Source organism: Desulforhabdus sp. TSK (assembly GCF_022836495.1).
In the GTDB taxonomy this organism is placed as follows: domain Bacteria; phylum Desulfobacterota; class Syntrophobacteria; order Syntrophobacterales; family Syntrophobacteraceae; genus Desulforhabdus.
Genome location: NZ_BQXM01000014.1, coordinates 40,633 through 66,454 on the forward strand (window position 1 = coordinate 40,633; position 25,822 = coordinate 66,454).

Genomic DNA, 25,822 nt, shown 5'->3' on the forward strand with positions numbered 1-25,822 from the left:
GGAGGAGCAAGCTTCAATGCATTGGCATCAAAAGAATATCGACAGGGTAGTGGAAGAGCTGGAATCCACCCCTCAGGGCATTTCGTCGGAAGCAGCCCTCCATCGCCTCGAGAAATTCGGCCCCAACGCCCTCCAGGAGAAGAAGAAAAAGACTGCATTCAGGATATTCCTGGACCAGTTCATGGATTTCATGATCCTCATCCTCATGGCGGCCGCCGTGATTTCCGGCTTCATCGGCGAGCTGACCGACACCATCGCCATCCTTGTGATTGTATTGCTCAATGCGGTCATCGGCTTCGTGCAGGAATACAGGGCCGAGAAAGCCATCGCCGCCCTTCAAAAAATGGCGGCCCCCTCCGCGACGGTCCTCAGGGACGGCTTGCCCGAAACCGTCTCGGCCACCGAGATCGTACCCGGCGATGTGGTCCTGCTGGAGGCAGGCATGATCGTTCCCGCCGATATGCGCATCATGGAGTCCGCCCTTTTGAAGGTGGAAGAGGCTGCCCTCACGGGGGAATCCATCCCCATCGACAAGCATGCCCTTGCCCTTCATGACCCCCTCCTCGCCACGGGTGATCGCAAGAACATGGCCTACAAGGGGACGTTCGTGACCTATGGACGCGGTGCGGGGATTGTCGTGGCGACGGGAATGGAAACGGAGCTGGGCCGGATCGCCGCCATGCTCCAGGAAGAAAAGGAAGTCAAAACCCCTCTCCAAAAGAGGCTCGCCGTCTTCGGCCGGAGGCTGGCCCTCATCGTCCTGGTCATCTGTGCCATTGTCTTCGGCGCAGGCTACCTGCGGGGAGAACCGCCTTTCATCATGCTGCTGACGGCTATTTCCCTGGCGGTTGCCGCCATCCCGGAAGCCCTTCCCGCCGTCATCACCATCGCCCTGGCCCTCGGAGCCAAGAAGCTGGTGAAACAAAACGCCCTCATCAGGAAGCTCCCCGCCGTCGAGACTCTGGGGTCGGTGACCTATATCTGCTCGGACAAGACGGGAACCCTGACTCTCAACAAGATGACCGTGTCGGAAATTTACGTGGACAGTCAGAGGGTTACGGCGGCGGACCTGGATGAGGACACACTTCGGACGGACGTTTCGTCAGCTCCCCATCTCCAGTGCTCCCCTTCCTGCGAGCTTCTCAGGGCATTGGCATTGAGCAATGACGCTCAGCGGGGGACCCACGACCTGGTATTGGGCGATCCCACGGAAATCGCCCTGTTCAACATCGCCAGGGACCATGGGTTCCATAAGGAAGCTCTGGAAGCCCATTTCCCGCGAGTGGCGGAAATCCCGTTCGATTCCGAAAGAAAGTGCATGACCACCTTTCACCGGCTGCCGCCTTCGGCCGAAAGCAGGGAGGCATTCGTCTCCTATACGAAAGGAGCCATGGACGTACTCATCCCACTGTCGGATACAATCCTGACCTCCGACGGGCTCCGGACTTTGGACGCGGAAGAGCTCCTGTCAACCAATGAAAAGATGGCGGCCGACGGGTTGAGGGTCCTCTGCATCGCCATGAAGCGATGGGATTGCCTTCCCGAGGATCTCTCACCTGAAACGGCGGAAAGGGGGCTCACGGTTCTGGGACTTACCGGAATGATGGACCCCCCCCGGGAGGAGGCCAAAGAAGCCGTCGCCCTGTGCAAGACGGCGGGCATCATCCCTGTCATGATCACCGGAGACCATCCCCTCACGGCCACGACCATCGCCCGGGAGCTGGGCATCATCGAGGATGGTGCGGAAATGACCCTCACGGGACGGGAGCTGGATGAGCTCTCCCTGGAGGAATTCGAAGAGAAGGTGGAACATATCCGCGTTTACGCCCGGGTGGCCCCCGAACAGAAATTAAAGATCGTGAAAGCCCTCCAGGACAGGGGACAGTTCGTGGCCATGACGGGCGACGGGGTGAACGACGCGCCGGCCTTGAAGCGGGCGGACATCGGCATTGCCATGGGCATCACCGGAACGGACGTTTCCAAGGAAGCGGCGCACATGATCCTTCTGGACGATAATTTCGCCACCATCGTGAAGACCATTCGGGAGGGCCGACGCATCTTCGAAAATATCCGTCGATTCATCAAGTACATCATGACGAGCAATTCCGGGGAGCTCTGGACCATCTTCCTTGCTCCCTTCTTTGGCCTTCCCATTCCTCTGCTGCCCATTCATATCCTCTGGATCAACCTGGTCACCGATGGGGCCCCGGCTCTTGCACTCGCGGCGGAGCCTCCCGAAAAGGGGGTCATGAAACGCCCGCCGCGGCACCCCCGGGAAGGCATTTTCGCTCACGGTCTCGGCATCCACATCCTGTGGGTTGGACTCCTGATGGGCTGCGTCTGCCTGCTGGCCCAGGCCTGGGCCATCCGGACGGAGCATGTCCACTGGCAAACCATGGTCTTTACGGTCCTGTGCTTGAGCCAGATGGGAAATCTCCTGGCCATAAGATCAGAAAGAGAGTCCCTTTTTACCCAGGGGCTGCTCTCCAACCTGCCGTTGCTCGGGGCTTTTCTCCTGACCGTCGCCCTCCAGGTGGCAACGGTGTATGTGCCCTTCCTGAACCCCATCTTCAAGACAGAGCCCCTGACCTTGCCTGAACTGGGGCTGACACTCGGGCTGTCTTCCATCGTCTTCTTCGCCGTCGAGATGGAGAAATGGATCAAGCGGAGGCGAAAGGTTTTGTGAATTCCATAACCTACGTACGACAACAAAACATTGCTCTCCCGTGTAGGGTGGGCTTTGCCCGCCAACGATGTTGACTTAACCAACTTTCGTCATTCCGGCGAAAGCCGGAATCCAACAAAATTAAGACTTTTTGGACCCCGGTTTCCCCCGGGGTGACGTTAAGTCAACAACATTGGCTTTGCCCGCCAGCCAATGCTTTCGGCGCAGGCTGGTGGGCAAAGCCCACCCTGCGCAAGAACTCTCGTTGTAGTATTAGAGCCGTATTTGGAATTCCAATTTCAACGATTCGATGCCCCATGGGGTTGACATAAAGGAAATAGCCTCTATACTCAACCACGTATCATCGTGTTGATCTGGAGCCCCTGAGCGCGGTCATGCTCTCTGTGCAAGCGGCCGAAGAAATGAAGGGGATAAGTTGCTGTTGAGCGAGACTATCGACACTCGGTAGGAGTGTCGATAGTCTCTTTTTTTTTGTCTCTCGAAGAAAGAAACGAATGGAGGAAGTCCTCATGCAGAAAAAAAAGACCATTTACGTGACGCAATCCGATATGAATCGGCTGGAAAAGCTGCTGGAGCTCCTCGAGGAACAGGGTGATGGGCGCGATCAGGAGCACCTGCTGCAGTTGGAAGAGGAGCTCCACCGGGCAAAAGTCGTGGCGCCCCAAAACATTCACCCTGAGGTGGTGACCATGAATTCGAAGGTTCGGACCAAAGACCTGAACACCGGCAAAGAAACGATTTATCACCTGGTCTTCCCGGGAGATGCCGATGCGGCAAACCACAAGGTCTCCATTCTGGCCCCCATCGGTACGGCCCTCATCGGCTTCAAGGCAGGCGACATCGTGGAGTGGAAGGCCCCGGCGGGAATGAAACAGTTGAAAATCGAAGAGGTCCTTTATCAGCCCGAGGCAGCGGGAGATTTTCATCTTTAACGCCGCGTCGGAGTCGATGGGCCAGGAGCGAAAAACCGCGGGGTGGGTGAGCGGAGCGGAGCCCACCCTGCATCGCCTCCCAACCTTTGGAGCCAGCTCCGCATGGCAAAGTCACATCCAATGTCCCGAAACATCGGCGGATTGAGTATAAGCGTATTTTCCCGCCCTGAATTGCTCGACGGCTTCCCGCACAGAACCGCTCACCCCCACCACGACCCCCACGCCGGCGGCCTTGAGGGTATCGAAGGCCTTGGGACCGCAATGCCCCGTCAGGACTGCCTCCGCCTTTTGCCGGGCCACCAGAACAGCAGCCTGTATCCCCGCACCCTGCGGAGACTGCAGGTTTTGGCTGTTTTCAACAGCTTCATATTCCAGGGTATCCGGATCCACCACGAGGAACCAGGCGGCCCGCCCAAACCGTGGATCCACCTGGGCTTCCAGATTTTTGGCCGTAGCGCTGACGGCGACTTTCATGAGGTCTTTCCTTTCATCTTTTTTCAATGCCCTTTCGACGCTTCCCGATATTCATCTTAACGGTCATGAGCATAGTGATGTTCACCCCAACGATAAAAATCCCCCCTGCCCCCCTTTGCCCAAGGGGGGAAACACAACTCCTCCCCCTTTATCAAAGGGGGATTGAGGGGGATTTTCATGGTAAATCTGCCTAATGATCACAAACATTTGCCCCTGTCGTCAGGGTGTTTGTGAGGAACTGCTGGATGAGCTCTTCGGGAGTGAGGCAAGGGGCTCCGGTAATGACCTTGATATCTTGCTGGTTGAAAAGATCGATGGCCCGAGCCCCCATGCCTCCGGCAATCACCAGGTTCACATTCAACTGCCCCAGCCAGCGGGGCAAAAGGCCCGGTTCATGGGGAGGGGGAGTGATCGTCTGCTTGTTTTGAATGACTCCATCCCGAACATCCACGATGGAGAACTGTTCACAATGGCCGAAATGATTGGTGAGTGCCCCGCCTGCCATGGGAATGGCGACTTTGAAATTCTTGAAATCCGACATGCCTGATCCTTTCGCTGCTTCAGCTGAACATCTTCCTGAGGCTTATTTCCCTGGGGCTGCGCCCCATGACCGCATTGCTGACTTTGACATGAACCCATTCGTGAAAACTCCTTCGTATCGATCCAATCCATCCATTCATTCTTCCTACTGCCGTGAGATATCGACTGGGGCTTTAATAATCAAAGAATATGCCAAGTCAGTTTTAATATTGATATCCATATATTAAATTGGAGCACCCTTACCGGGGCGGGCAGGAGCCTTCAAAAGCGTTCTTAAGGGAACAAAATGCACCCGCTGTTGCCAGGATCAGGGAACAAATTGTTCCTCCTGTTGGCAGGCACACCCGAGCCCTCGCATTTTCTACGCAGGCCTGGAGGGAGGCAAAAACCGGGATTATTCCTGGAGAGCAGAAGGGGCTATGAGCTGGTGGCGCTGGATCTTTCGTCTGAGCGTATTTTTGTCGATACCGAGCTCCCTGGCCGTGGCGAGGCGGCGCCACTGGTTGCGCTCCAAGGCCTCTAAAATGGCCCGCTTTTCTATATCCTCCAGGGTCGATCCCTGGGGCAGGGAAGCACCACCACTGGGAATATCCCGCCGGAGCTGCTCGGGGAGGTGTGCAGGAAGGATAAGGCCTTCACGGCACAGGATGAACGCATATTCCAGGGCATTTTCCAGCTCCCGAATGTTTCCCGGCCAGTCGTGGCTCATGAAAAACGCCAGGGTATCGTGGCTGAGGCCCAGGATTTTTTTGTTCCGCAGCTTATTCAACCGTTCGATGAAATGTTCGGCCAGGAGAGGGATGTCTTCCTTGCGGTCTGCAAGAGGCGGTAGGACCAGCTTGACCACGTTGATGCGATAGTAGAGGTCCTTGCGGAATTTTCCGATCTCCACCAGGTGCTCCAGGTTCTTATTGGTCGCCGTAATGATCCGCACGTTGGTCTGGACACTTCGGGAAGACCCCAAAGGCTCGTAGCTCCGCTCCTCCAGGACCCTCAGGAGGCGCACCTGGAGGGCAGGGGAGATGTCGCCGATTTCATCCAGAAAAAGCGACCCCTCCTCGGCCATGGCGAACCGCCCCAGCCGGTTGCGCCTGGCATCCGTAAAGGCCCCGGCCACATGTCCGAAAAGCTCGGATTCCAGGAGCGTATCGGGAAGGGCACCACAGTTGAGGGCCACGAAAGGCCCCCTGGCCCGGGGGCTCAGATCGTGGATGGCGCGGCTCAGAAGCTCCTTCCCCGTTCCACTCTCTCCCTGAATCAATACGGAGCTCTCGCTCTGAGCAACGTCCGGAAGGATGGAAAAGATCTTTCGCATGAGGGGGGAACGGGAAATGATATCGTGAAAACGATACCGTCGGTCGAGCTCCTTCCGCAGGGTTTCCACCAGGCTCAGGTCCCGGAAGGTTTCCACTCCCCCGATGACCCGATCCGATTCATCCTTGAGAAGCGCCGTGCTGACGGTGATGGGGATTTCCTCGCCGTCAGCACGCAGGATGGCAACGGGCTGATTGATGATGGGCTTTCCGGCATCGAACGTCTGCTTCAAAACGCACATGGATTCACAGACATTGGCACGGAACACCTCGCAGCAGGGACGGCCGATGGCCTCGGAAGCGGGAATTCCCGTGATCTCCTCCGCTGCGCGGTTGAAAAACGTGACTCGCCATTCCAGATCCACCGTAAAAACGCCGTCTGCGATGCTGTTCAGGATGATTTGAGTTTGGGGAGAAAGATCCGGTTTTGCCACTATGCCACCATCCGGTTGTCTTTAGAGGCTGTCTAAAAATTCATTTCCTCGTCGTTCCGGCAGTCTTTTAGCCGGAATCCACCCCAGCGAAAAACCTGGATTCCGGCTTAAGAACCGCCGGAATGACGAAACAAGGTGGATGCTCGGAGTGATTGACTCATTTTTTAGACAGCCTCTCAGGCTTCAAACCCCCACGTCAGATGCCTGAAGCGCTCGCACCACTTTTTCCCAGAGGGCCACAACGGCATCCCTGGCAGGACCTTGATTGTATTCGATGATCGTCTTTTCTTCAACTTGGGCTCTAGTAAAGTCCGCGTCAAAGGGCAGATAACCCATGAAGGCATATCCCGCGGATCGGCAGTGGGCGTCGATCTGACGTGCCCCATCCCAGTGCAGGTCCGCCTTGTTGACACACACGAGGGCGGGGACCTGGAAATGCCGCGCCAGCTCCCCCACCCGGTTGAGGTCATGCAAACCGGAAACGGTGGGCTCCGAAACGATGAGCACCGCCGAGGCGCCCCCGATGGAAGCAATCACGGGGCACCCAATGCCGGGAGGCCCGTCGGTGAGGAGCCAGTCCGCATGATTCTCCTCACCCATGCGCCGCGCTTCCTTCCGCACCAGGGAGACCAGTTTGCCGGAATTTTCTTCGGCGATTCCCAGGCGGGCATGGACCAGGGGACCAAAGCGTGTTTGGGAAAAATACCATTCCCCGCAGAGACTTTCAGGAAAGTCGATGGCCCCCGCCGGGCAAAAGTGGTGGCAGACGCCGCAGCCTTCACACTGGAGCGGATCCACCACGAGATCCGGAGAAATAGCTCCGAAACGACACCGTTCCAGGCAGTCTCCGCATTGAGTACAGCGCTCGGGGTCGATGGACGCTTTATGGCCGGCCCTGAAATCATGACGCTCCACAACCGTGGGAGAGAGGAGCAGATGCAGGTCTGCGGCATCCACATCCGCATCGCAAAGGACCTGTCGTCGCGCCAGCGCTGCAAAGGCCCCCACAATACTGGTTTTCCCCGTTCCGCCTTTTCCACTGATGATGACAAGCTCTTTCATTGGCTTCCTTCTCTTCCATTGTGGCCATTGCCGCACCCGCCCTGAACCCTGCAGATGGCGTCATACAGGGTCAACATCTTTTCCCGCCATTCGGGAAGGACTTCCACCAGGAGCTCCCCTTTCGCGTAGGCTTCCGCCACGCGGCGGTCGAAGGGGATCTCCATGAGCAGGGGGATTTTTTCCTTCCCGGCGAATTTCCGGATACGGTCATCCCCCAGGTCGGAGCGGTTGATGGCAATTCCCATGGGAATTCCCAGAATGCGAACCGCTCCCACCGCCAGCTCCAGGTCATTCAAACCGAAGGGAGTCGGCTCCGTGACGAGAAGGACGAAATCACTTCCCCTCAGAGCGGCCATGACGGGGCAGGAAGTTCCCGGCGGGGCATCCACCAGGGTAAGGCCGTCACCGCCGGCTGCTTCCCGGACCTTGCGGATGAGCGGCGGCGCCATGGCTTCCCCCACGCGAAGGCGCCCCTGAACGAATTGGAGCGGCCCTCGGGAGCCCTCTTCCACTACTCCCAGCAGCCGTTTACCGGAGCGCACCGCATTTTCAGGGCAGACCATGAAGCACCCTCCACAGCTGTGGCAGAGCTCCGGAAACGTCAGGGCCAACTCGGGAAGAATGGCGATGGCGTTGAATTGGCAGATCTCCTGGCACTTTCCACAGTAGGCGCAAAGCTTTGTATCGATGTCGGGGACTTCCGCCCAGATCTCGTTTGTCCGGGTAAAGGTCGGCGAGAGAAAAAGGTGGTCGTTCGGCTCTTCCACATCGCAATCGAGCAACGTCACCTCAGGTTCTATATTCCTCAATGCAACAGCAAGATTGGCGGCGAGGGTTGTCTTCCCTGTTCCGCCCTTTCCGCTGGCGATACTGATGATCATTTCAAATTCTCCTTGTCTGAGCCCTATTTTCTCACCATGGGTTGATCACACTCGTGGCAGCGCATCTGGGCACAGGGGATCCCCCGCTGGTGCGGGACTTCCATACCGCAGGCAGGGCACAGGCAGAAATCTCGCATCTCCGAGCCCGGGAGACCTCCAGGGGCATTGGGCTCCAGGCCGCTGTCCCCTCCACTTCGCCAGCCGCGTCCCGGCCCGAGGCAGCGCCCCCGGCCTGCCGCCATTCCGGAGGCCTCACCCGACCCTTCTTCCCGCAGGTCCCTCTGGGCCTTCCGAGGACAGTCTCCCCGGTACTGGCGCTGCCCACCGCACCCCGGCAGCCAAAATCGCGGTTCCTCCAGCTGCCGGCCCCTGTACCCACGCAGAACATCCAGGACGGGCCCGGAAACCCCGCAGAGGATCTTTATCCCCAGGTTGGCCGCGTAGCAGAGAAGCTCCCGGCTGATGGCCCCGCAGATGACGGTGTGAACCCCCTTGTCCTTCAGGCATCGCAGGATTTCGAAACCCGTCGCCGATGGAAAGAAGAGCTCTTCCCCTCGAGAGGCTTCCGGTTCCTCATCGGAAACGATCAGAACCCTTTTAGACCAGTTGAGCACCGGAGCCACCCGGTCGCGAAATACAGGTATGGCCAGCATGATTCCACTTCCCCTGCTGTGCATTGTGCTGTTCCCAACCCTTCAATTCCTTTCACCACTGGATGTTCTTAAGGCAATCCCCGTGCCATTGGGCGAGGGACAAGAAATACAGGGAGGGGTGGCACACATCTGATGAGGTTATCGATTGAATTAACAGGATATTATATGATTCACAGCCAGCGAAGCGGCTGCGGGAGGGATAGCCGGGAGGATGTTAGCCATGAGAATGTCTTTTCAGGTGGGTTCATTTTGCACCCATCCCCAGGAGAGACTACCCTCTGTCTTGGCCGCTTGCTTTCCTGTGAAAGTTCTGCGCGCCTCAACTGATCAGCCGTTCAGATGGCTTTTTTCTCTAGCCAGGAATCTACTTCCCCGGCCCTTACCGCTTAAAATATCGCGTGGGGCTGACCAATCACTGTTGCGGCTTTGTGTCGCAATGTCCTTTGCTGGAAAAAGCGCCCTCAAGGAGATCAAAGGTTTCTTCTATCTTCTCGAACAGCGAATAAGACATATTCTTGAGCAGCCAGACAGTGACAACATGGTCGATCGTACCAATGACGAGTGTGCGAGCGACAAAGGGATCCAGATCGGGTCGCATCTCTCCGGATTGCTTGCCTTCTTCAAAAATATCGATGAGATAATGGTAGAGACTCCTGACGTTTGTGTAGACCGACGTCTCCATAAAGCTGGCGCTGGTTTTGAGGAACAGGTACACGATCTTGGAGTCCAGGGGAGATTCCTCGATGCGGCGGTACATCCACCAGATATACTTCCTCAGCTTGTTGAATGCTCCTTTGATCCCAAACATCTGATCCTCCAGATCCTTCAGCAGTTGATTGACCCACAGGTCTGGAATGGCAAGCAAGAGGTCTTCCTTTCCCTTGAAGTACTCATAGAGGGCAGCCTCCGAAAGTCCAACCTGTCGACAGATGTCCACCACCGTCGTTTTGAGGAAACCGTTTTCAGCAAAGAGCAACTTCGCACTGTTGATGATGCGCTCCCTGGTGTCTTCGGCCTTCTTGCTGAGGGTCGTTTTCTTCTCTTCCGATCGATTGGATTTCGATCTGGCACCTTCTTTTGTTGCGTCCTGAGATTTGGTCGTCAATGTATGATGATCCCATTCTTAATGATGTAAATAATATTAGGTTTTAATGGTAAAAAATGATAAATAGTGATCCAGATCATCTTTATAGCACATATTTTCAGTCCAAGCATCCCCAAAATCATAGTTGCTGCAAGTTGGTTTTTTTAAGCGGCGTGCAGAGATGACGGAAATGCTTCCGAGGTGCATTCAGTTTGGAAATGTGTAGGTCCAGCTCCAACATTCCTCTCCCGAGACGGGCTGTCATGGGTTCAGAGATTCTTGGGACCTCGGTCCTCCTCATTTCTGCCCAAAAGCTTCCTGTGCTTCCTCCGAGCATAGTTGGTGTTCATCCAAACATCAGCCTCGATTGCTTTTTACCAAAAATATTAATATCATTTTTGACATAACAAACTAACATAATATATTGTAATTATAATGGAAATTATTATTATATGCGTCATATTTTCATGTTAAAATCGCATAAAACTTAATGCTATTATATTTTATCTTGACGGACCGCTATCCCCGTGATATGTCTCGATCAACACTTGGAGGAATCACCAGCAATCTCTCAACGACCGCATGGATGTGAGGAGGCAATATGAGCTACACTGCACACATTGATCGTTTTGTTCGTGACAACTTGCCACCCATCGATCAGTTGCCGGAGTTTATTTTTGAATTGCCTCAGCTCCAATTTCCCGACCGTCTGAATGCAGCTAAGGCTCTGCTCGACAAAGCGGTTGCAGAGGGAGCGGCTGGACGGCCGGCCGTGATCGGCAAGGGTATCCGCTGGACATATGGCGATCTGCAGAACAAGGTGAATCAGCTGGCGCGTGTGCTGACCGAGGATATGGGCCTCGTTCCGGGAAACCGTGTGCTGCTGCGCGGCGCCAACACCCCGTGGTTTGCCGTCTGCTGGCTTGCCGTGTGGAAGGCGGGTGGGGTAGCGGTGAGCACCATGCCGTTGTTGCGCGCCAAGGAGCTGAAGCAATTCATACGCCTTGCGCGCATCAGTCATGCGTTGTGCGAAGCTTCACTGGCCGAAGAGCTGAACCTGGCACGCCCCGAGTGCCCCGAGCTCACGCAGGTGATGCTTTTCGGTGACGACGCTTTTGTAGAAAAGCTTTCCCTCAAATCGACGGAATTCACCGCCGTCGATACCGCTGCCGATGACCCAGCATTGATTGCTTTCACATCCGGCACCACCGGGGTCCCCAAGGGCTGTATCCATCTGCACAGAGATGTGATGGCCATGTGTGAGGTTGTGCCTGGTTCCTGGTTGAAGCCCAGTGCCGATGATATTTTTATTGGCACTCCACCGCTGGCGTTCACGTTCGGCCTGGGAGGGCTCCTGTGCTTTCCTCTCTGGGCGCGAGCCAGCACGGTGCTTCTGGAGAAGCTCACTCCGCCTGCGCTCATAGAGGCCATCGAGCAGTACCGCACCACCATTTGCTTCACTTCTCCCACTGGCTACCGTCAAATGTCCGGTCTGGTCTCAAATTACAACATCCAGAGTCTCAAGAAATGCGTGTCCGCAGGGGAAGCCCTCCCGGTGGATACTCGAAACAAGTGGAAGGAAGCCACCGGCATACAGATTCACGACGGTATCGGCGGCACAGAGGTGATCCATATTTACCTCGCTTCGGGCCCTGAGAACTATCGTGAAGGCGCTCTGGGGAAAATCCTGCCCGGTTATCGCGGGATGCTGGTGGACGAAGACATGCAGACGGTTGCCGTGGGGCAAACCGGGAAGCTGGCGCTCAAGGGTCCCACGGGTTGTCGCTACCTGGCCGATGAGCGGCAGACATCTTTTGTTAGAGATGGATGGAACATCACCGGCGACACCTATCACCAGGATTCTGACGGCTATTTTTATTACCATGCGCGGGTAGACGACATCATTGTGACCTCCGGCTATAACGTTGCCGGACCCGAGGTGGAATCCGTTCTGCTGGAGCATCCAGCCGTCTCTGAGTGCGGGGTAATAGGCGTCCCCGACCCCGATCGCGGCCAGATTCTCAAGGCTTTTGTTGTGCTGCACCCGGGGCACCACGGTGACGATGCCATGGTGAAGACACTCCAGGAGTTCGTCAAGCAGAACGCCGCACCCTATAAGTATCCAAGGGCCGTCCAATTCATCTCTGCTTTGCCACGCACTGAAACCGGAAAACTGCAACGGTTCAAGCTGAAAGCCATTGCAGCATAGCGAGCTGGGTGGGCAGGTGGGCTTCTAAAGAATAGATCCACTGTATCGATTATCGATGTGTTGAGTATGGATCAGCGTGTTGGTGATGGGAGGATTTCATGAAGATCAATAGGATGGATCATATTTGTATTGCGGTGAAGAACCTCGATGAGGCGCGCAAGACTTGGGAACCGCTCCTGGGAAAAGAAAAACCGGATGACACCTACGTGGATGAGCCGGAAAAGATAAGGGTCGCGCGCTATTGGATCGGAGAAGTGGGGTTTGAATTGATGGAATCCACGACACCCGATGGCGACGTCGCCAAATTCATTAAAACCCGTGGCGAGGGCGTCATGCTCATCAGTTTCAATGTGGACAATACCCGGGAGGCTGTAAAAGAACTTCAGGGTAAGGGTTATCCGTTCATCCCCGACAACAGGGGCGAGATCGCGCGACCGTTTCGCAGCTGTGAGTTCGCGTTTGTGCACCCCAAAAAGCTCAACGGGGTTCTGACGGAAATCATCGATGACAAGAGCCAATAGAAATGTGCGGCAAAAATCCTTTACCCTTGATTTATTTAGTCAAATACCTCCGGCAAAGCCGGAGGCTTGTAAAACCATGGACCGCTCAAAGCGGTTGTAAACCTTTGGCCACCTTACAAGGTGGCGACTATTCAAACATATTCAGTTGATCGAGTCGGCGATCCTCGGTTTCTTGCTTATTGATGTACTCACGGATCATCTGCTCGTCCCTTCCAACCGTGGACACAAAGTAGCCCCTGGCCCAAAAGTGCTGGCCAGTGAAGTTTTTCTTCCTTCCGAGGAAGGTTCTGGCGATCTGGCGTTCTTTCCTTTGAGTTCCATCCATGCGAAAGCCTTTCCTTTTGCGAACTTTGAGCTGTCCACAAGAGGGAGGCTTTCGCATACTCCCGCAAATGTCAAACTCTGGGAGTCCCCCGGCAAAGCCGGGGGTTTACCCAAGGGCAATTACCCTTATTACCTCATGTATGCCACGGGTGAGAAGATGAACATCACCCAAATTGAGGGCTCCTATCCTCAGGTACCCGAGCCTGATTTGGAAAAGAGAAGAGAGTTTGTCGAGGGTTGGGACGCGGCTCCTGAGAGATTCAAAAAATGGTTCATGGACTGGGAGCCACGTCAGCATCCGTCCATAGAAGCATCTGTCAACATAGCCGATTGGAATGAAACCATGCATTATATCGACGACGCCATAGGGACGTGTGCCTTCTTATCCTCCTTCAGGGGGCAGTTTGGCGGGAGGCCTCCGTACCATATCTATAATTTGCCTGCCTTTATATCATTGGCCACCGGCCTGGATGTAGACTCGGAGGGCCTGTGGAAGACGGCTGCCAGAAACCGAAATTTGGTGAGGGCCATCAATGTAAGGAGAGGCTTGAGAAGAAATGAGGAGGCCCCTCCGGCCGACCATTGGAAGAAAAGAGACCCCGAGATGGAACAAAAAGTGCTTGATGCCTATTACGCATTCAAAGGCTGGAATAATGAAGGGATTCCAACCCGGGAGACCCTGGATAGTCTCGGCCTGGATTATGTGAGCGAAGATTTCCTGCAACGAGGCATTTTGGAAAATTGCAAGGATCAGGGTCGCCCCGCCGGCATTGCATCGGCGGCTTGAGCGGGGATCTTCTTGACAATCTCCAGAGGAGCTGATACGCGGAGAGCAGAATTAAGCCCAATCCATAAGGAGAGCCCGTGACTCAGATCCTTCTGTATCGCTCGGAAAACGGCATTGCCATAGCCACGGACAGCCGGGCCGTGGCATTCGAAGGCAAATCCCCGGAGGAGGCCCAGCACCTGCAGGTGCAGAAGCTGTTCGCCCTGGGACCCGAGGTCATAGCGGTAACGGGTGGCGCCGGCTTCGGGATTCGGCTGTGTGAAAAATTCCAGAGATATGTCGGGCAGGCGGGACTCTCTGATTTCCACGACATTGCCGAATCCGCCCTCGGCTTCTTCCGTACGGAAACGGATTCCTTTCGAAGAGGACACCTTTCGGCCCAGGTGCGCTCGGAGCTCAACCGGTTTTATGTCGTCCTGGCGGGGTCTGTCCCGGAGGGGGATGAGCAGTCCTTCCCCCTCCTTTTCATCGGATCCGAGCAGGCCGACGATCCCGTGCATGTCCTCGAGACCTCGAATGTTCTCACCATTCCGAGGCAGGTCACCCTGGAGTACCGCCTGGCCCATCTCCAACCCTCGGATGATTCGCTCCAGCAGGTCGAGGCACTCTTTGAAAAGTTCCTATTAACACTGGCGGAATCGGATGACGACATCGGTCCGCCTTATCATTTCATACGGATCACGGGGGACGGCATCCAGGTGAGGACCGTTTGAACGACGCCTGAAAGCAAAACTCCGCCGGCTTCCGCAGTTCTCGAAGGACTCAGCCGATCAGGACCAGGCCGCAGAGGGTTCCCATGGCCACGGCGTCCTTTTCGGTCTTGACCGCCCGGCTCATGCTCCACCCGGCCGCCTGCATGAGCTTCGAGACATTGATGCCAAACCCGGACATGGAGGGTCGAGCCAGGTCCGGGTTCCTGCATCCCCCCTTTCCGCTCAGCACGCGGCACTGTGCGTGATGCTGACAGAACAGCTGCTTGCAGGAGCCTCCGGCGAAGGCTTTCGACCTGCCGTATCCCATGGAGACGGCCGCACGTTCGATACTGGAGGCAATTTCGTGTAACAGGCGAAAGAGACCCTCCCGCTCATTGGAAAACAGGGCCTCGGACGGGACCTCCAGCATGAAAACAATAGCTTTCCGGTATTGTTTCACCAGTTCCCGAAATCCGGATGGTCCGGAAACATGCGGAGGACAGCCCGCTCCCTGTCCATAATTTTCGCACCCCGGGGTTTTACACAACTCCGCCAGATTGTCCTCGACGGGGATGTCCCCTGAGGGGATGACCGCAGCATCCCTCGCACCCAGTCGACACGCCAGCACCAGCAGATCCTCGAGCCCGGCAGGCTCCTCTTTTCCTTTCATGCGCTCACACCTTCCCTTGGTTTTGCCCCCCTATATCAAATGCAGGATACGGCATCAATAGGTCTCTACCACCCATTCTGCGCCACCTCCTGGATGTGCTTGCGGGCGATGTCGGAGCCGACCGAATCGCGCCGCTGGTGCGGCACCCTCTCTCAGGCCTGCGCGCGGCACCGTATTACGGATGCCAGTGCCTGCGCCCCTACCGGGTCTTCGACGACCCGGAGCCGCCGCAGTCGATGGGGCCCGGTGCTGTGGGGCAGGCCTCACGACCCGGCAAGGCAGGGATGTTGACGAGATGGCAAGATTTAGGAGCGTCGGGTTTGCTACCGGACACATTTTTCGCTGGACAGCCTCCTGTAAAATCAGTATCTTAGACTAAAACTCTTGAAATCGATGAGAGAAAGGAGTCTGTGATGTCTGACAGCAAAAAATGTTCACCGCTGTTCGCCGAGCATTGACTGTAATCTGCTCAGCCCAAAAGTCCGGTAATGGTGGCAGGATCCTCAATCTCACAACTGCTCTCGTTTGCGGCATCATACGAAACAAGGATTGCCATCTTTCGCACATTGCCGATGAAATGCCGGGCAACGCACTGCCTGCAAGCAACGAAAAGCGACTTCACCGTCTCATGAATAACAAGAAGTTCGATCTGGAAACATACTTTCTTCCTTTCGCGCAAGCTCTCCTCTCATGCCTTTCCCGGGAGACCCTGGTGTTGGCCATAGATGGGAGCACGGTTGGCCGCGGTTGTATGGCACTTGTGGTTTCCGTAGTCTACAAACAACGAGCATTGCCAACTGCCTGGCTGGTGGTCAAGGGGAAAAAAGGGCACCTTCCCGAAGCGGAGCACATCAAAATCCTCCAGCAGGTGCACCCTCTAATTCCAAAAGGCGCCAAAGTCGTTCTCGTGGGCGATGGTGAGCTCGACGGCATCAATCTACAGGCTGTCATCAAAAACTGGAAATGGCACTATGCATGCCGCACGGCGTCCAACATTACCCTCTATTGGGAAGACGGGCACTTCGTATTCCAGGACATGGGCAACCACACTTCCCCTGGCGAAATCTTTAACGCTCCGGGATGCAAATTCACGCAAAAGAAATACGGGCCTGTTCTTGCTCTCTGCTGGTGGAGGAAAGTTCATGTTGGCCTCGCGGCCCAGGCACCACGCCGTCGTCGTCCGGTTACCTCTACGTGGGGCGGGCCACTCGCGGTGCCGTCCACTTGGCCTTCGGCCATCCGCCCTATCGGAACGTCCTGCCTGCTCTTGCTTCTATTGACATTCTGTAGTACGTTTAGAAGTATCATAGGAGGTACGATATGGGCAAGCTATTGAATATCATCCCGGTAAGCGATTTGAGACAGGATGCTGCTAAGGTTCTGAAGCGGCTCAGGGACTCCCAAGAACCTCTCGTAATCACGCAGAGGGGGCGTGCGGCTGCCGTAATGCTCAGTGTTGAAGCATATGAGCGATCGGAACGTGACAGGGAGCTCCTACGCCTTCTGGCAAAAGGGGAAAAGGAGATAGAAGCAGGCGAAGGGCATGACCTTGATTCAGTCCTTGCGGAGGCAGATGCAGTCCTGGCGGCAGAGCCATCATGAAAGTCCGCTTTACCCCTTCTGCCAGGGTACAGTTTCTCTCCGCCCTCGCCTACATTCGCCAGGATAATCCTCGGGCGGCAGTCCAGTTCCGAGAACGAGTTGGAACGGTACTGCGCAGGTTGGAAGACTTCCCGAACTCAGGAAGAGTTGTACCAGAGTTTCCAGAGTTGCCCTACCGGGAGGTGGTCATCTCACCATACCGATTCTTCTACCGAGTCAAAGGAGAGATCGTTTGGATTGTCGCAGTCTGGCACGGTGCACAGCTTCCTGAGCAACCATTGACTTGAACGCCAACAAGCGGTGCAGGCAGGCGACGCGCGGGGTGAAGTGTGTTGGCATTGTCCGTAGTCCCTTGGCCGCGCACCGCTTACGATCACGTTATGAGAGCCGGTCCCCATGCTTCGGGATGGGTCGTCCCTCAAAGCGCATCGGTGCTTGCCCGGACTGGGCTACCCGGCGCATGAGGGCTCAGAATCATGGATGTTCCCAAAGTGACGTTCCACAAGTCGAGCGCCGGGATAAGAAAAGGGGTGTCGGTGCGCCGACAGTAGGTAACAATAAGAATAGACAAGAGATTCTATGGTGCCTCCAAGCATTTGCTCTGTCACTTTTCGCTGGAGCTCACCAGGATTGGCTTGAGCAAAAACGTGTCGTTCGACACAAGGAGTGAGCCATGAAAACCATGCTCGCAGGCCTTTGCTTTCTGTATTTATGGGGGGATGTATTGGGCATCCGAAGATGGTGACGCCGGTTCAGGACTTTGAGCTGAACCGGTACCTGGGCAAGTGGTACGAGATCGCTCGATTGGATCACTCCTTTGAGCGCGGGCTGGAACGGGTGACAGCAGAATACTCGCTACGCGAAGGCGGAGGTATTCTTGTGAAGAATCGCGGGTATTCAACAGCCAAGGCACTTGGAAAGAAGTTGAGGGCAAAGCCGTTTCGTGCGAGACCCGACCCAAGGCTATCTGAAGGTCTCCTTCTTTGGTCCTTTCTACGGCTCATACATTGTTTTCGAGTTGGACAAAGCGAACTATCAGTATGCTTTCGTTTCAGAACCGAACGAATCGTATCTCTGGTTCTTGTCGCGAACGCCTACTGTGAGCGAAGAGCTTCTTGCCCTGTTTGTGGAAAAAGCCCAGGCATTGGGCTTCAAGACGGACGATTTGATTTACGTGAACCAAAGATAGCAGCAATGTACCAGGCCAAGCAGCTACTGCGGATAATTGAACGGTACAATCATCTACTGGAGTGATGAGGATCAGGCCTTCATTGCAGAGATCCCGGTGATGGCTGAATCCCCTTGAGAGCGTGAGAAGCACCCTACACTCCGCGCTCCCCGCCATAAACGGCGGCTCCGTCGAAAGCTCACAGGGAGCTGCACATCAGCTCTTCCAGGGTGCTGAGCCACCGAGTGAGGCAGCGGTGCAGGATCTCCTCGGCGCGTTGTACATCCAGGCGGTATTTTTCGGGGATCAACGACAGGTCGACGACATGGATTCCGTCCTGCCGCGCCAGAAAAGGAATGCGGCTCAGGCTGACGGGATCCAACTGGGCCAGGTGACAGTAGACCCGATTGAGAATCGCCTTGGAGCTCTTGATCTTCAGTTGTTGGAGGGAGTAATTGTTGGCAAAAAGGGTCAGTCCGGCAAAGGCCGACCCGCTGGGAAAAGCTTCGGAGCTGATGCCGTCCCGTTTCAAGAGATAGAAGGGGGCCACGAGGGAAAGGTGCAGGGGGGAAGACGGGCACTCGGGGATTTTTTCCCGCAGTTCCAGCAACACGGTCGACAGGTTTTCCCCCAGGGGATCGAACTCCCTCACCTCCATACGGCAGCAGGCTTGATCCAGCAGGTGCAGAATTTTTTCCCTGGCCTCGGGAAGCGTGAGCAGAATCCAGCCGTTGCACGAAAGGGAGACGGTGGACTGCAGGAGCTCGGGTGCGAGCTCGCCCGGCGTCTTGATCTGCAGCAGCTGGAACCATTGACCGGGCTGCGACCGGCGCTTCAGCAGCTCCTGGGCCACCTCCCGCGCGTTGGCGATGAAACGGCCTTCCAGGGCGACCAGTTCCTGCTCCTCGATGAACACAACGGATGCAGCCTGCACGATATGATCGACGGCCACCACCTGCAGTATGTGTCGCGTATGATCAAATGGGGGATGATCGCCCTGCCAGTCCTCATAGGTGAGGATCTGGAGCTCTTCTTTGAGGGCGTCGGGCAGCCGTTCGATTCCTTCGGGACCATGGAGATTTTCCCTGGGAATGATCATGGTCTTGCAGCCCACATCGCAGGCCGTTTCCAGCTTGATGACCAGTGCCCCGATGGAAGATATCCGGCCCTGCGTGTCGATTTCCCCCGTCATGGCCACATCCCTCCGGATCTTTCGATCCAGGATTTGGGAAGCCAGGGCCAGGGCAATGGCCCCTCCCGCCGATGGGCCGTCCTTGCTCGTGGAAGCCCCCATGAAATGCAGGTGGACAGGGTCCTTGAGGTGATCCAGATCGATGCCCCAGGCGTCGGCACAGTGCAGAAGGGCCGTTGCGGCCACCTTGCGGCTCTCGTCCATGATTTTTTCTATGTTGCCCGTGGCGTGCACGATGCTCATGGCCCCCCGACCGTCGGGCTCCCCTCCCGCCGGCAGGCGAATGCGGGTCGCCTGGATGGGGATAATGGACCCCACACCGCGCTCGATATCCACTCCAAGCGCCAGCATTTCCCCCACCCGGTCTTCATTGTTGATCTGCCGCGGTCGGCGAGGCTCTTCCAGGTACTGCTTGATCTTCACCCGTGTGATGCACACGGAAGTGGCTCCGCGAGTCAGGATTTCCTTCCGCTGGATACGAAGGAAAAGGGTTCGGATGATCCGTTCCAGCTCCCGAACTCCGGCCTCGTAGGTATACGTTCGGATGAGGTGTCTCAGGAGATCCGATTCCTCGTCGGGATCGAAGAAAATTTCGTCCCTCCCGATCTGGTACTTGGTGCGCAGACGCTCGATGAGATACTTTCGGGCAATGGCGATCTTTTCCTCGACGCTGTAGCGGTCCAGGAAGACGACCTCGCACCGGTTGATCACCGTCGGCGGCACTGTCTCCAGGGTGTTGGCCGTCAGGATGAAATGGCAGTTGGAAAGATCGATGTCCACGGTGGTTTCCGTGTACTTGTCATGGTAGAGGTGGTTCTGTTCGGGATCCAGAATTTCCAGGAGGGTGGCGATGGCGAACTTCTCGGTTTTGTCGGCCTCATCCATGATGATCATGCCGTTCATGACCCCCATCTTGATCAGCCCCTGGACGACGGCCCCCGGTTTCGAGCCTTCGTAGGTGAAGCCGTGCCCTCGAATGTCGGCTTCATCCTGCATCCCTCCCAGAGAGATCTTGTGATAGGGAATTTCCAGGTTCTGAGCGATGGAGATAGCGAGGGAGGTCTTGCCCACTCCTGGCGGCCCTACAAAAAGAAAAGCGCTTCCCGTACGGTGCCATGAGGCTGCCTCAGCCTCGGAATACTGCCGGTACCGCCAAATGAGGTTGGAGAAAAAATCACAGAGCAGCTCCTTGGGTTTTTGCAGCCCGTAATGGGTCCGATGCAGCCCCTCTTCGAAAGCGGTCGGGGAGACCCGAACGGGCTGGATCTTTCCCCACGGTATCGCCAGGAGGGTTTCGATGAGCTCACTGTACTTGGCTCCACTGTGTCCCACGGCGTTGAGCTTGTTTCGGTCGATGACTTCGAGCACCTGGGGCGGGAAGCGCGGATCGCTGTGTGCGGCTTCAATGCGGTCCTTCAGGGTCAAAGTCTTTTCGGCCGGGGCGGAGGGTACAGTCGGCTTCCCGGGCGGGCCCACGGCGGCGGCTTGTGCGCTGAACCACGCCCGCTCCTGTGCCATGAAGGAAAGTACTCCTTCCTTGAAGAGCTCGAAAAGCTCCGCGGCATTCTTGTTGTCGAGCCGCCCCTCAGGCAGGCGCAGCTCGTGAAAGAGAGTCACCACTCCCCAGCGCTCTTTGAATGCCTGAAAGACCTCCATGGCCCCTGCTGCGTTGGTCTCCATCTGAAGCGTGAATAACTGGAGAATATCCTGGAAGCAGGAAGCCCGCTGCATGAGCGGAAGCGTGTTGTTTTGACTGCGGCGGTACAATTCCCCCAGAAGCCTGCTCTTGAGGTCCACGTCCAGAACCGGAAAAACCTCGTGCAGCTCCCTGCCGGACAGATCCGCAAGGGCCGTCGTGGCCCCCTCCAGCACCCGGCTCACGACTTCGTGGTACGGGCGCTCCTGTTCCGCATGATCCATGAGGGCCAGGTAAAGCTCTCCACGGATGCCGTTCATTTCATCGGCCAGGGCGCTGCGAAGCATGCGGTAGAATGTGGGGTCCGCTCTACGCTGCTCCATGGCAAAATCTACATCAGCACTGATGACATCCCGTTCTGTGTGATCCGGATAAAGAATGTGCTCCATTTGATGGCGCAGGAGAAGCTCGGCAAAGGCCAGCATCTTCCGTTCATCGAGTGTCCCGTCGCCCAGCCTGGACTCAGGATCGCTCGGGATGACGAAGGCCAGGTAATCAAAAATCCGCTCGTGCAGATGGAGGACCCAGCCGTCGCCTGACCGGGTGAGCAGGGTCACGAGGCGATTGCGATTCGCCTCGTCTTCCAGGCGGTTGATGGACAGCCGCTCCTGGCATCGGGCCAGTACAATGGGGTCCGTGCCCTTCCGGGTTTTGAAATGCGGCACGATCCGCCGCCCGATGATCGCCCGCAGGAGCTCCGTAATCCGCCGGGTCTGCTCATCGGTGGGAAAGGGCAGAGTACCCAGGATGCGATGGTCGAATTCCATGGGGAACATGCCGGGATCTCCTCGTTATTGCTAAGAGGCTGTCTAAAAAATGAGTCTCTCACTCTGAGCACGCATCTTGTTTCGTCATTCCGGCGGTTCTTAAGCCGGAATCCAGGTTTTTCGCTGGGGTGGATTCCGGCTAAAAGACTGCCGGAATGACGAGGAAACGAATTTTTAGACAGCCTCTAACCCAGGATTTTATGAATGGCCGCCAGCAGTTCATCGGGCTCGGGGGGCTTTTCAATGTAGTCTGCCGGTTCGGGGATCGTTCCCCCTTCATATTCGTCCAGGACTCTTTGGGAATGGAAAAACGTCTTCCTGGCAAGGGCCGAAACCATGATGACGGGAATATCTTTCAGCTCCGGATCTTTTTTCAGCTCCCGGTACAGCTGAATGCCGCTTTCTTTGGGCATCATGACGTCCATGACAATGAGGGCGGGGCTCTTCTGCCGCGCCACCTCCAGCCCCTCCCGGCCGTCCTCGGCCAGCAGGGGTTTGAACCCATTCGTTTCCAGCAGGGTGGATATGTAGACTCTCATGTCCTGCTCGTCATCCACTACCAATACCTTCTTAGCCATGGTGTGATTCCTCCAGGTCCTGTTCCATGAACGGCGAACGTTTTCCACTTCATCGCGTGCACACCGGCGATGGATTCAGTGTCATTGGGGCGACAGCCTAAGAATACATCTTTCCCGGCAGGGTGAACTGCTTGGCCGGATTCCTGATGGCCATGACATGGCAGTGGGCATACCTGGAAACGTTGGCCACCGTACTGCCGTGCACCATCCTGTCAAGCTCCGACTTTCCGAGAGCCCCCATCACGATGAGGTCGATGTCGTGCTTTTTGGCATAGCGAATGATCTCCACATCGGGCGCGCCGCAGCGAATCGCGAACGTGTAATCCTTGAAATCCCCCAGACGCCCCTCGTAGGTTTGCCGCAAGTTTTTTTCTGCTTCCGCGGCGATCTCTTCATCGAAGAAGGCCTGCCCATCCTGGGATTTCCCTTCGGGGATATGTTCGTCCACAATCTGCCTCGAATAGGTGAAGGACGAATGGGGCACATGGAGTATGTGCAGGTGTGCACCACATTTTTTAGCGAGATTCAGGGCATGGATGAATGCAATATGGGCATCGTCGGAAAAATCCGTGCAAATCAAAATATTCTTATATTCCACCATGGTCTTCCCCTTTCGTTCAAATACCTGTCCCTGAAGCCGCCCCGTCCCCCGCCGGCAGGCGCACGACAAAACAGGTGCCGGTTCCCTCTTCGGATTCCACCTCGATGGATCCTCCGTGCTCTCCCACGATCTTCTGAGCGATCATGAGCCCCAGGCCGGTCCCTTTGCTTCCCTTCGTAGGGTAGCCACGGTCTGGCCCACGGCTGCAAGCCTTTCGGCCTGCAGCAACTTTTCCGTCTTCTCCTGCACGAGACGCTCCAGGCCTTCCGTGTATTCCCGAAGCCTCGCTTTCATCCAGACTATTTCATGCGCTCTCTTCAGGGCGACCGTGAGAGCTTCGTCATGGATGGGCTTCGTGATGAAATCCGAGGCGTCGGCCTGGAGGCTCTTCACGGCGAAGTCAAAATCTCCGTGGCCCGTGATGACAATGACCTCCGTGTCGGGCCTTTCTTCCTTGATCTTACGGAGGAGCGCGATCCCGTCCATTCCGGGCATTTTGATATCCGTGAGAACGATGGACGGTTTGTGCTGCCTAAAAATACCGAGGGCTTCTTCCCCGCTCGCTGCAGTCAATACTCTGTAGCCACTGTCCATGAGGGAGATTCCGAGGACTTTGCGGATGCCCTCTTCGTCATCCACCAGCAAGATCAGTTCGTCAGCCATCACCGGCCACCCAATGCGGGAAATTGGAGGATGAAGACCGCCCCGCCGTTATCCGCGGTCTTTACCCGAATCGTCCCTTCATAATCCTGGACGATGCCATAACTGATGGAAAGCCCCAGTCCCGTGCCCTTGCCCACCCGCTTGGTAGTGAAAAAGGGCTCGAATATCTTTCGCAGGATATCCTGGGGAATGCCCACTCCCGAATCCTTCACTTCGATGGTGACCTTGTCCTTTTGGAGCCAGGTTTTCAAATAGATACGCTTTTCGATCTCCCGATGGCCCTCTTTTTCACACCGCTCTTCAATGGCGTCCCGGGCATTGATGAGGAGATTGATGAACACCTGCTCCAGGCGATTGGCGTCCCCCAGGATGGTGGGGAGATCTTCCTGCAGATCCTGCACCACCTCGATTTCCCTCAGCTTCAACTGCTGGCTGAAAATATCCACCGCGTTCCTGAGGGCCTCGTTCACCTGGACCCTTTCACTCGTCACATCGGATTTGCGGCCAAATTCTCTCAAATGCTGAATGATTTTGGAGGCCCGGTCCACATGCCTGTCGATTTCCTCCGCCATGGTCTTGAGAATATCCTCCCGTATGGGCTCCGCCTTGCGCACCTTGCGCATGAGAAACTCGCTGGCCGTCTTGATGACCGACAGGGGCTGGTTCAACTCGTGGGCGATGCCGGTGGCCATTTTACTGGCCTGAATGAGCTGCTGCTCCGCCATGAGCCGCTTGGTGATATCGCTCGTGGTGACCAGGTAAGCCTTCTTCCCCTGGTATTCCGAAGGGGACACGCGGATATTGACATAGATACTGCGGCCGTCCCGCGTCATCTGCCGCGCCATGTTCAGGGTATCGTTGTTGCGGATCTCCAGGGCATAGTGCTGGTGCTCACTGTCTTCGAAAAACCTCAGGAAGGATGTCCGCAGCAGTTCTTGCTTGTCGTAGCCATACACGGATTTCACGCTGTCGTTGCAGTCCATGATCATGAGGCTTCTGCGATCGAGCACAAACACGGGATTGGGGATATTATCGAATATATACCGGTACTTTTCCTCCGACATGCGAATTTCTTCCTCCAGGCACCGCATCTGTATGACCTTCAGCAATGTTCTCGAGGGTGCTTTTTTTCTGGTAATCGATGTTGAAATAAGCCCACGTGGAGATGACGACGAACAGAAACAGCCCCACCAGGCCGATGAGTCTCGAAATGAGGCTGTGATAGATCTTTTGGATGCGTTTGCCCATCGCTCAGCACTCGAGGGACCTGACTCCCGTTCGGATCAAGGGGGCGCACTGATGCCCGCGTCCCGGAGGGACCGCTTTCCAGGGAATGAGACAGGAATCCAGCAGGTAACATTTTGAACTTACATTTAAAATCTAGCTTAAAAAGAGTTTACGGTCAAGGGAGAAGGTCACTGGGATGGGGATTTAGTGCTTACTGGGAACCTGTAAAACCATTCAGAGGAAAATGCAGGCCGGGCTACCGATGCCGAACATCGGCCTTCACAAAGAGTATCCCGACCTGCGCACTCATGCCTCACGGCGACCCTGGGGGCCCCAAAATCACCTGGGGGTATAACGGGTCAGAACCTTCTTGAAACTGGCTGCCGACGCAGGCACTTTCAGCCCTTTGCCCGATGCAAAAATCGCCGCAGAGGTAACGCCGGGAGATCTGTAATACTGGGCATTGGCGTCGTCATCGATCTGGAGGGCGGCTCCGTCCAAAGCAACTCCCGCAAAGAGTCCCCGGCTCCTGGAATAGGAATATATCTCGGACTTCAGCTGAACATCCGTAGCGGCCTCTGCAGAACGTCCTACCGGACCTGCAGCCACAGAGGCCTGGGCTCCCAGAGTGAACTTCCCCTGGGTGATGGCATCGATGCTCTTCCGTGTCTTGAACACCAGGATGACATCGGTGGACTCGGCTCCAATCTGCCATCCAACGCTACCCCCCATGAGGGTGATCAGGGAGGGGTTGCTCCAACGCCCCCCCTCACGCACGGAAAGAACCCCACGCCCGTACTTGCCCCCCACGACAAAGCCCGCTTTGAGGAGGCCGGGCAGCACCGCCACACCATAAGCGTCCTTGAGGAGCGCCGGCGGAAGACCTTTTTCCGGGATGCGCATGATCTCTTCCAAAACATTCGACGCCGAGCTCACGGTCTTATCCGCACTGTCTGCAGCCTGAAGCCAACCGGGAACAAGAAAAACCACCGCTCCCAGGAACAATGACACCCATATGTAAAATTTTCTCATAGCTCCCACTCCTCTCTTGGGGGTTCAAATGAAA

General features: G+C 56.1%; 25 protein-coding genes and 2 pseudogenes. 10 read left to right on the top strand and 17 right to left on the bottom strand.

The window, feature by feature from the left end:
- Window positions 1-16 precede the first annotated feature (16 nt).
- Entirely contained in the window at window positions 17-2,686 is a 2,670-nt protein-coding gene (locus MWC30_RS10155) for a cation-translocating P-type ATPase (RefSeq protein ID WP_244084060.1), read from the top strand.
- Between the two features lie 509 nt (window positions 2,687-3,195).
- Window positions 3,196-3,618: a nucleoside diphosphate kinase regulator gene (rnk, locus tag MWC30_RS10160; RefSeq protein ID WP_244084061.1), complete on the top strand. Its 423-nt coding sequence runs from the start codon at window positions 3,196-3,198 to the stop codon at window positions 3,616-3,618.
- A gap of 111 nt (window positions 3,619-3,729) precedes the next feature.
- Here the strand turns inward: rnk and MWC30_RS10165 are convergent, their stop codons facing one another.
- The 7 genes from MWC30_RS10165 to MWC30_RS10195 all read right to left on the bottom strand — a co-directional run bounded on the left by MWC30_RS10165 (window position 3,730) and on the right by MWC30_RS10195 (window position 10,080).
- On the bottom strand, window positions 3,730-4,092 hold the full coding sequence (locus MWC30_RS10165) for a NifB/NifX family molybdenum-iron cluster-binding protein (protein WP_244084062.1): 363 nt from the start codon (window positions 4,090-4,092) through the stop codon (window positions 3,730-3,732).
- A gap of 190 nt (window positions 4,093-4,282) precedes the next feature.
- The gene (locus MWC30_RS10170; protein WP_244084063.1) at window positions 4,283-4,633 is read right to left on the bottom strand and encodes a NifB/NifX family molybdenum-iron cluster-binding protein; all 351 of its coding nucleotides are present in this window, start codon (window positions 4,631-4,633) and stop codon (window positions 4,283-4,285) included.
- Window positions 4,634-5,026: 393 nt separating this feature from the next.
- Window positions 5,027-6,379: a sigma-54-dependent Fis family transcriptional regulator gene (locus MWC30_RS10175; protein ID WP_244084064.1), complete on the bottom strand. Its 1,353-nt coding sequence runs from the start codon at window positions 6,377-6,379 to the stop codon at window positions 5,027-5,029.
- A gap of 183 nt (window positions 6,380-6,562) precedes the next feature.
- The gene (locus MWC30_RS10180) at window positions 6,563-7,441 is read right to left on the bottom strand and encodes an ATP-binding protein (protein ID WP_244084065.1); all 879 of its coding nucleotides are present in this window, start codon (window positions 7,439-7,441) and stop codon (window positions 6,563-6,565) included.
- On the bottom strand, window positions 7,438-8,322 hold the full coding sequence (locus tag MWC30_RS10185) for an ATP-binding protein (protein ID WP_244084066.1): 885 nt from the start codon (window positions 8,320-8,322) through the stop codon (window positions 7,438-7,440). Before MWC30_RS10185 ends, MWC30_RS10180 begins: the two co-directional genes overlap by 4 nt.
- Before the next feature lie 23 nt (window positions 8,323-8,345).
- Entirely contained in the window at window positions 8,346-8,975 is a 630-nt protein-coding gene (locus tag MWC30_RS10190; protein ID WP_244084067.1) for a hypothetical protein, read from the bottom strand.
- Window positions 8,976-9,387: 412 nt separating this feature from the next.
- The gene (locus MWC30_RS10195) at window positions 9,388-10,080 is read right to left on the bottom strand and encodes a TetR/AcrR family transcriptional regulator (protein WP_244084068.1); all 693 of its coding nucleotides are present in this window, start codon (window positions 10,078-10,080) and stop codon (window positions 9,388-9,390) included.
- Window positions 10,081-10,660: 580 nt separating this feature from the next.
- On the opposite strand from MWC30_RS10195, the gene MWC30_RS10200 reads away from it, so the two are divergent.
- A complete protein-coding gene (locus MWC30_RS10200; RefSeq protein WP_244084069.1) occupies window positions 10,661-12,268 on the top strand; it encodes an AMP-binding protein in 1,608 nt (535 codons plus the stop codon).
- Between the two features lie 98 nt (window positions 12,269-12,366).
- Complete coding sequence (locus MWC30_RS10205) at window positions 12,367-12,789, top strand: VOC family protein (RefSeq protein WP_244084070.1); 423 nt, start codon at window positions 12,367-12,369, stop codon at window positions 12,787-12,789.
- A gap of 127 nt (window positions 12,790-12,916) precedes the next feature.
- Here MWC30_RS10205 and MWC30_RS10210 read toward each other — a convergent pair.
- A pseudogene (locus tag MWC30_RS10210) lies at window positions 12,917-13,104 on the bottom strand (transposase); the annotation flags it as partial.
- Between MWC30_RS10210 and MWC30_RS10215 the strand changes: the two are divergent.
- Both MWC30_RS10215 and MWC30_RS10220 read left to right on the top strand, forming a co-directional pair.
- Complete coding sequence (locus MWC30_RS10215; protein WP_256461238.1) at window positions 13,100-13,900, top strand: aldehyde ferredoxin oxidoreductase C-terminal domain-containing protein; 801 nt, start codon at window positions 13,100-13,102, stop codon at window positions 13,898-13,900. The pseudogene MWC30_RS10210 and the gene MWC30_RS10215 overlap by 5 nt on opposite strands.
- A gap of 77 nt (window positions 13,901-13,977) precedes the next feature.
- Window positions 13,978-14,613 carry a hypothetical protein gene (locus MWC30_RS10220; RefSeq protein ID WP_244084072.1) on the top strand — a complete coding sequence of 212 codons (636 nt, stop codon included), beginning with the start codon at window positions 13,978-13,980 and terminating at the stop codon, window positions 14,611-14,613.
- A gap of 49 nt (window positions 14,614-14,662) precedes the next feature.
- Here MWC30_RS10220 and MWC30_RS10225 read toward each other — a convergent pair whose 3' ends face one another.
- Window positions 14,663-15,262: a DUF2284 domain-containing protein gene (locus MWC30_RS10225; protein ID WP_244084073.1), complete on the bottom strand. Its 600-nt coding sequence runs from the start codon at window positions 15,260-15,262 to the stop codon at window positions 14,663-14,665.
- Between the two features lie 628 nt (window positions 15,263-15,890).
- On the opposite strand from MWC30_RS10225, the gene MWC30_RS10230 reads away from it, so the two are divergent.
- From MWC30_RS10230 to MWC30_RS22950, 4 genes and pseudogenes are all read left to right on the top strand, one after another.
- Complete coding sequence (locus MWC30_RS10230; RefSeq protein ID WP_244084074.1) at window positions 15,891-16,598, top strand: hypothetical protein; 708 nt, start codon at window positions 15,891-15,893, stop codon at window positions 16,596-16,598.
- The gene (locus MWC30_RS10235; protein ID WP_244084075.1) at window positions 16,583-16,864 is read left to right on the top strand and encodes a type II toxin-antitoxin system Phd/YefM family antitoxin; all 282 of its coding nucleotides are present in this window, start codon (window positions 16,583-16,585) and stop codon (window positions 16,862-16,864) included. Before MWC30_RS10230 ends, MWC30_RS10235 begins: the two co-directional genes overlap by 16 nt.
- Window positions 16,861-17,151: a type II toxin-antitoxin system RelE/ParE family toxin gene (locus tag MWC30_RS22945; protein WP_368860829.1), complete on the top strand. Its 291-nt coding sequence runs from the start codon at window positions 16,861-16,863 to the stop codon at window positions 17,149-17,151. Before MWC30_RS10235 ends, MWC30_RS22945 begins: the two co-directional genes overlap by 4 nt.
- 424 nt (window positions 17,152-17,575) lie before the next feature.
- Window positions 17,576-18,053 (top strand): annotated as a pseudogene (locus tag MWC30_RS22950) (lipocalin family protein).
- A gap of 178 nt (window positions 18,054-18,231) precedes the next feature.
- Here MWC30_RS22950 and MWC30_RS10240 read toward each other — a convergent pair.
- The 8 genes from MWC30_RS10240 to MWC30_RS10275 all read right to left on the bottom strand — a co-directional run bounded on the left by MWC30_RS10240 (window position 18,232) and on the right by MWC30_RS10275 (window position 25,788).
- Window positions 18,232-21,696, bottom strand: a complete 3,465-nt coding sequence (locus MWC30_RS10240) for a S16 family serine protease (RefSeq protein ID WP_244084076.1) — start codon at window positions 21,694-21,696, stop codon at window positions 18,232-18,234.
- Window positions 21,697-21,872: 176 nt separating this feature from the next.
- Window positions 21,873-22,265 (bottom strand): response regulator, encoded by a 393-nt coding sequence (locus MWC30_RS10245; protein ID WP_244084077.1) that lies wholly within the window; start codon window positions 22,263-22,265, stop codon window positions 21,873-21,875.
- Window positions 22,266-22,362: 97 nt separating this feature from the next.
- Window positions 22,363-22,866, bottom strand: coding sequence for a universal stress protein (locus MWC30_RS10250; protein ID WP_244084078.1), 504 nt, complete (start codon window positions 22,864-22,866; stop codon window positions 22,363-22,365).
- Window positions 22,867-22,882: 16 nt separating this feature from the next.
- On the bottom strand, window positions 22,883-23,011 hold the full coding sequence (locus tag MWC30_RS10255; protein WP_269467784.1) for an ATP-binding protein: 129 nt from the start codon (window positions 23,009-23,011) through the stop codon (window positions 22,883-22,885).
- Window positions 23,008-23,529 carry a response regulator gene (locus MWC30_RS10260; RefSeq protein WP_256461240.1) on the bottom strand — a complete coding sequence of 174 codons (522 nt, stop codon included), beginning with the start codon at window positions 23,527-23,529 and terminating at the stop codon, window positions 23,008-23,010. Before MWC30_RS10260 ends, MWC30_RS10255 begins: the two co-directional genes overlap by 4 nt.
- On the bottom strand, window positions 23,529-24,593 hold the full coding sequence (locus MWC30_RS10265) for an ATP-binding protein (RefSeq protein ID WP_244084079.1): 1,065 nt from the start codon (window positions 24,591-24,593) through the stop codon (window positions 23,529-23,531). Before MWC30_RS10265 ends, MWC30_RS10260 begins: the two co-directional genes overlap by 1 nt.
- On the bottom strand, window positions 24,559-24,777 hold the full coding sequence (locus MWC30_RS10270; RefSeq protein WP_244084080.1) for a hypothetical protein: 219 nt from the start codon (window positions 24,775-24,777) through the stop codon (window positions 24,559-24,561). Before MWC30_RS10270 ends, MWC30_RS10265 begins: the two co-directional genes overlap by 35 nt.
- Before the next feature lie 318 nt (window positions 24,778-25,095).
- The gene (locus tag MWC30_RS10275) at window positions 25,096-25,788 is read right to left on the bottom strand and encodes a lipid-binding SYLF domain-containing protein (protein ID WP_244084081.1); all 693 of its coding nucleotides are present in this window, start codon (window positions 25,786-25,788) and stop codon (window positions 25,096-25,098) included.
- Window positions 25,789-25,822 lie beyond the last annotated feature (34 nt).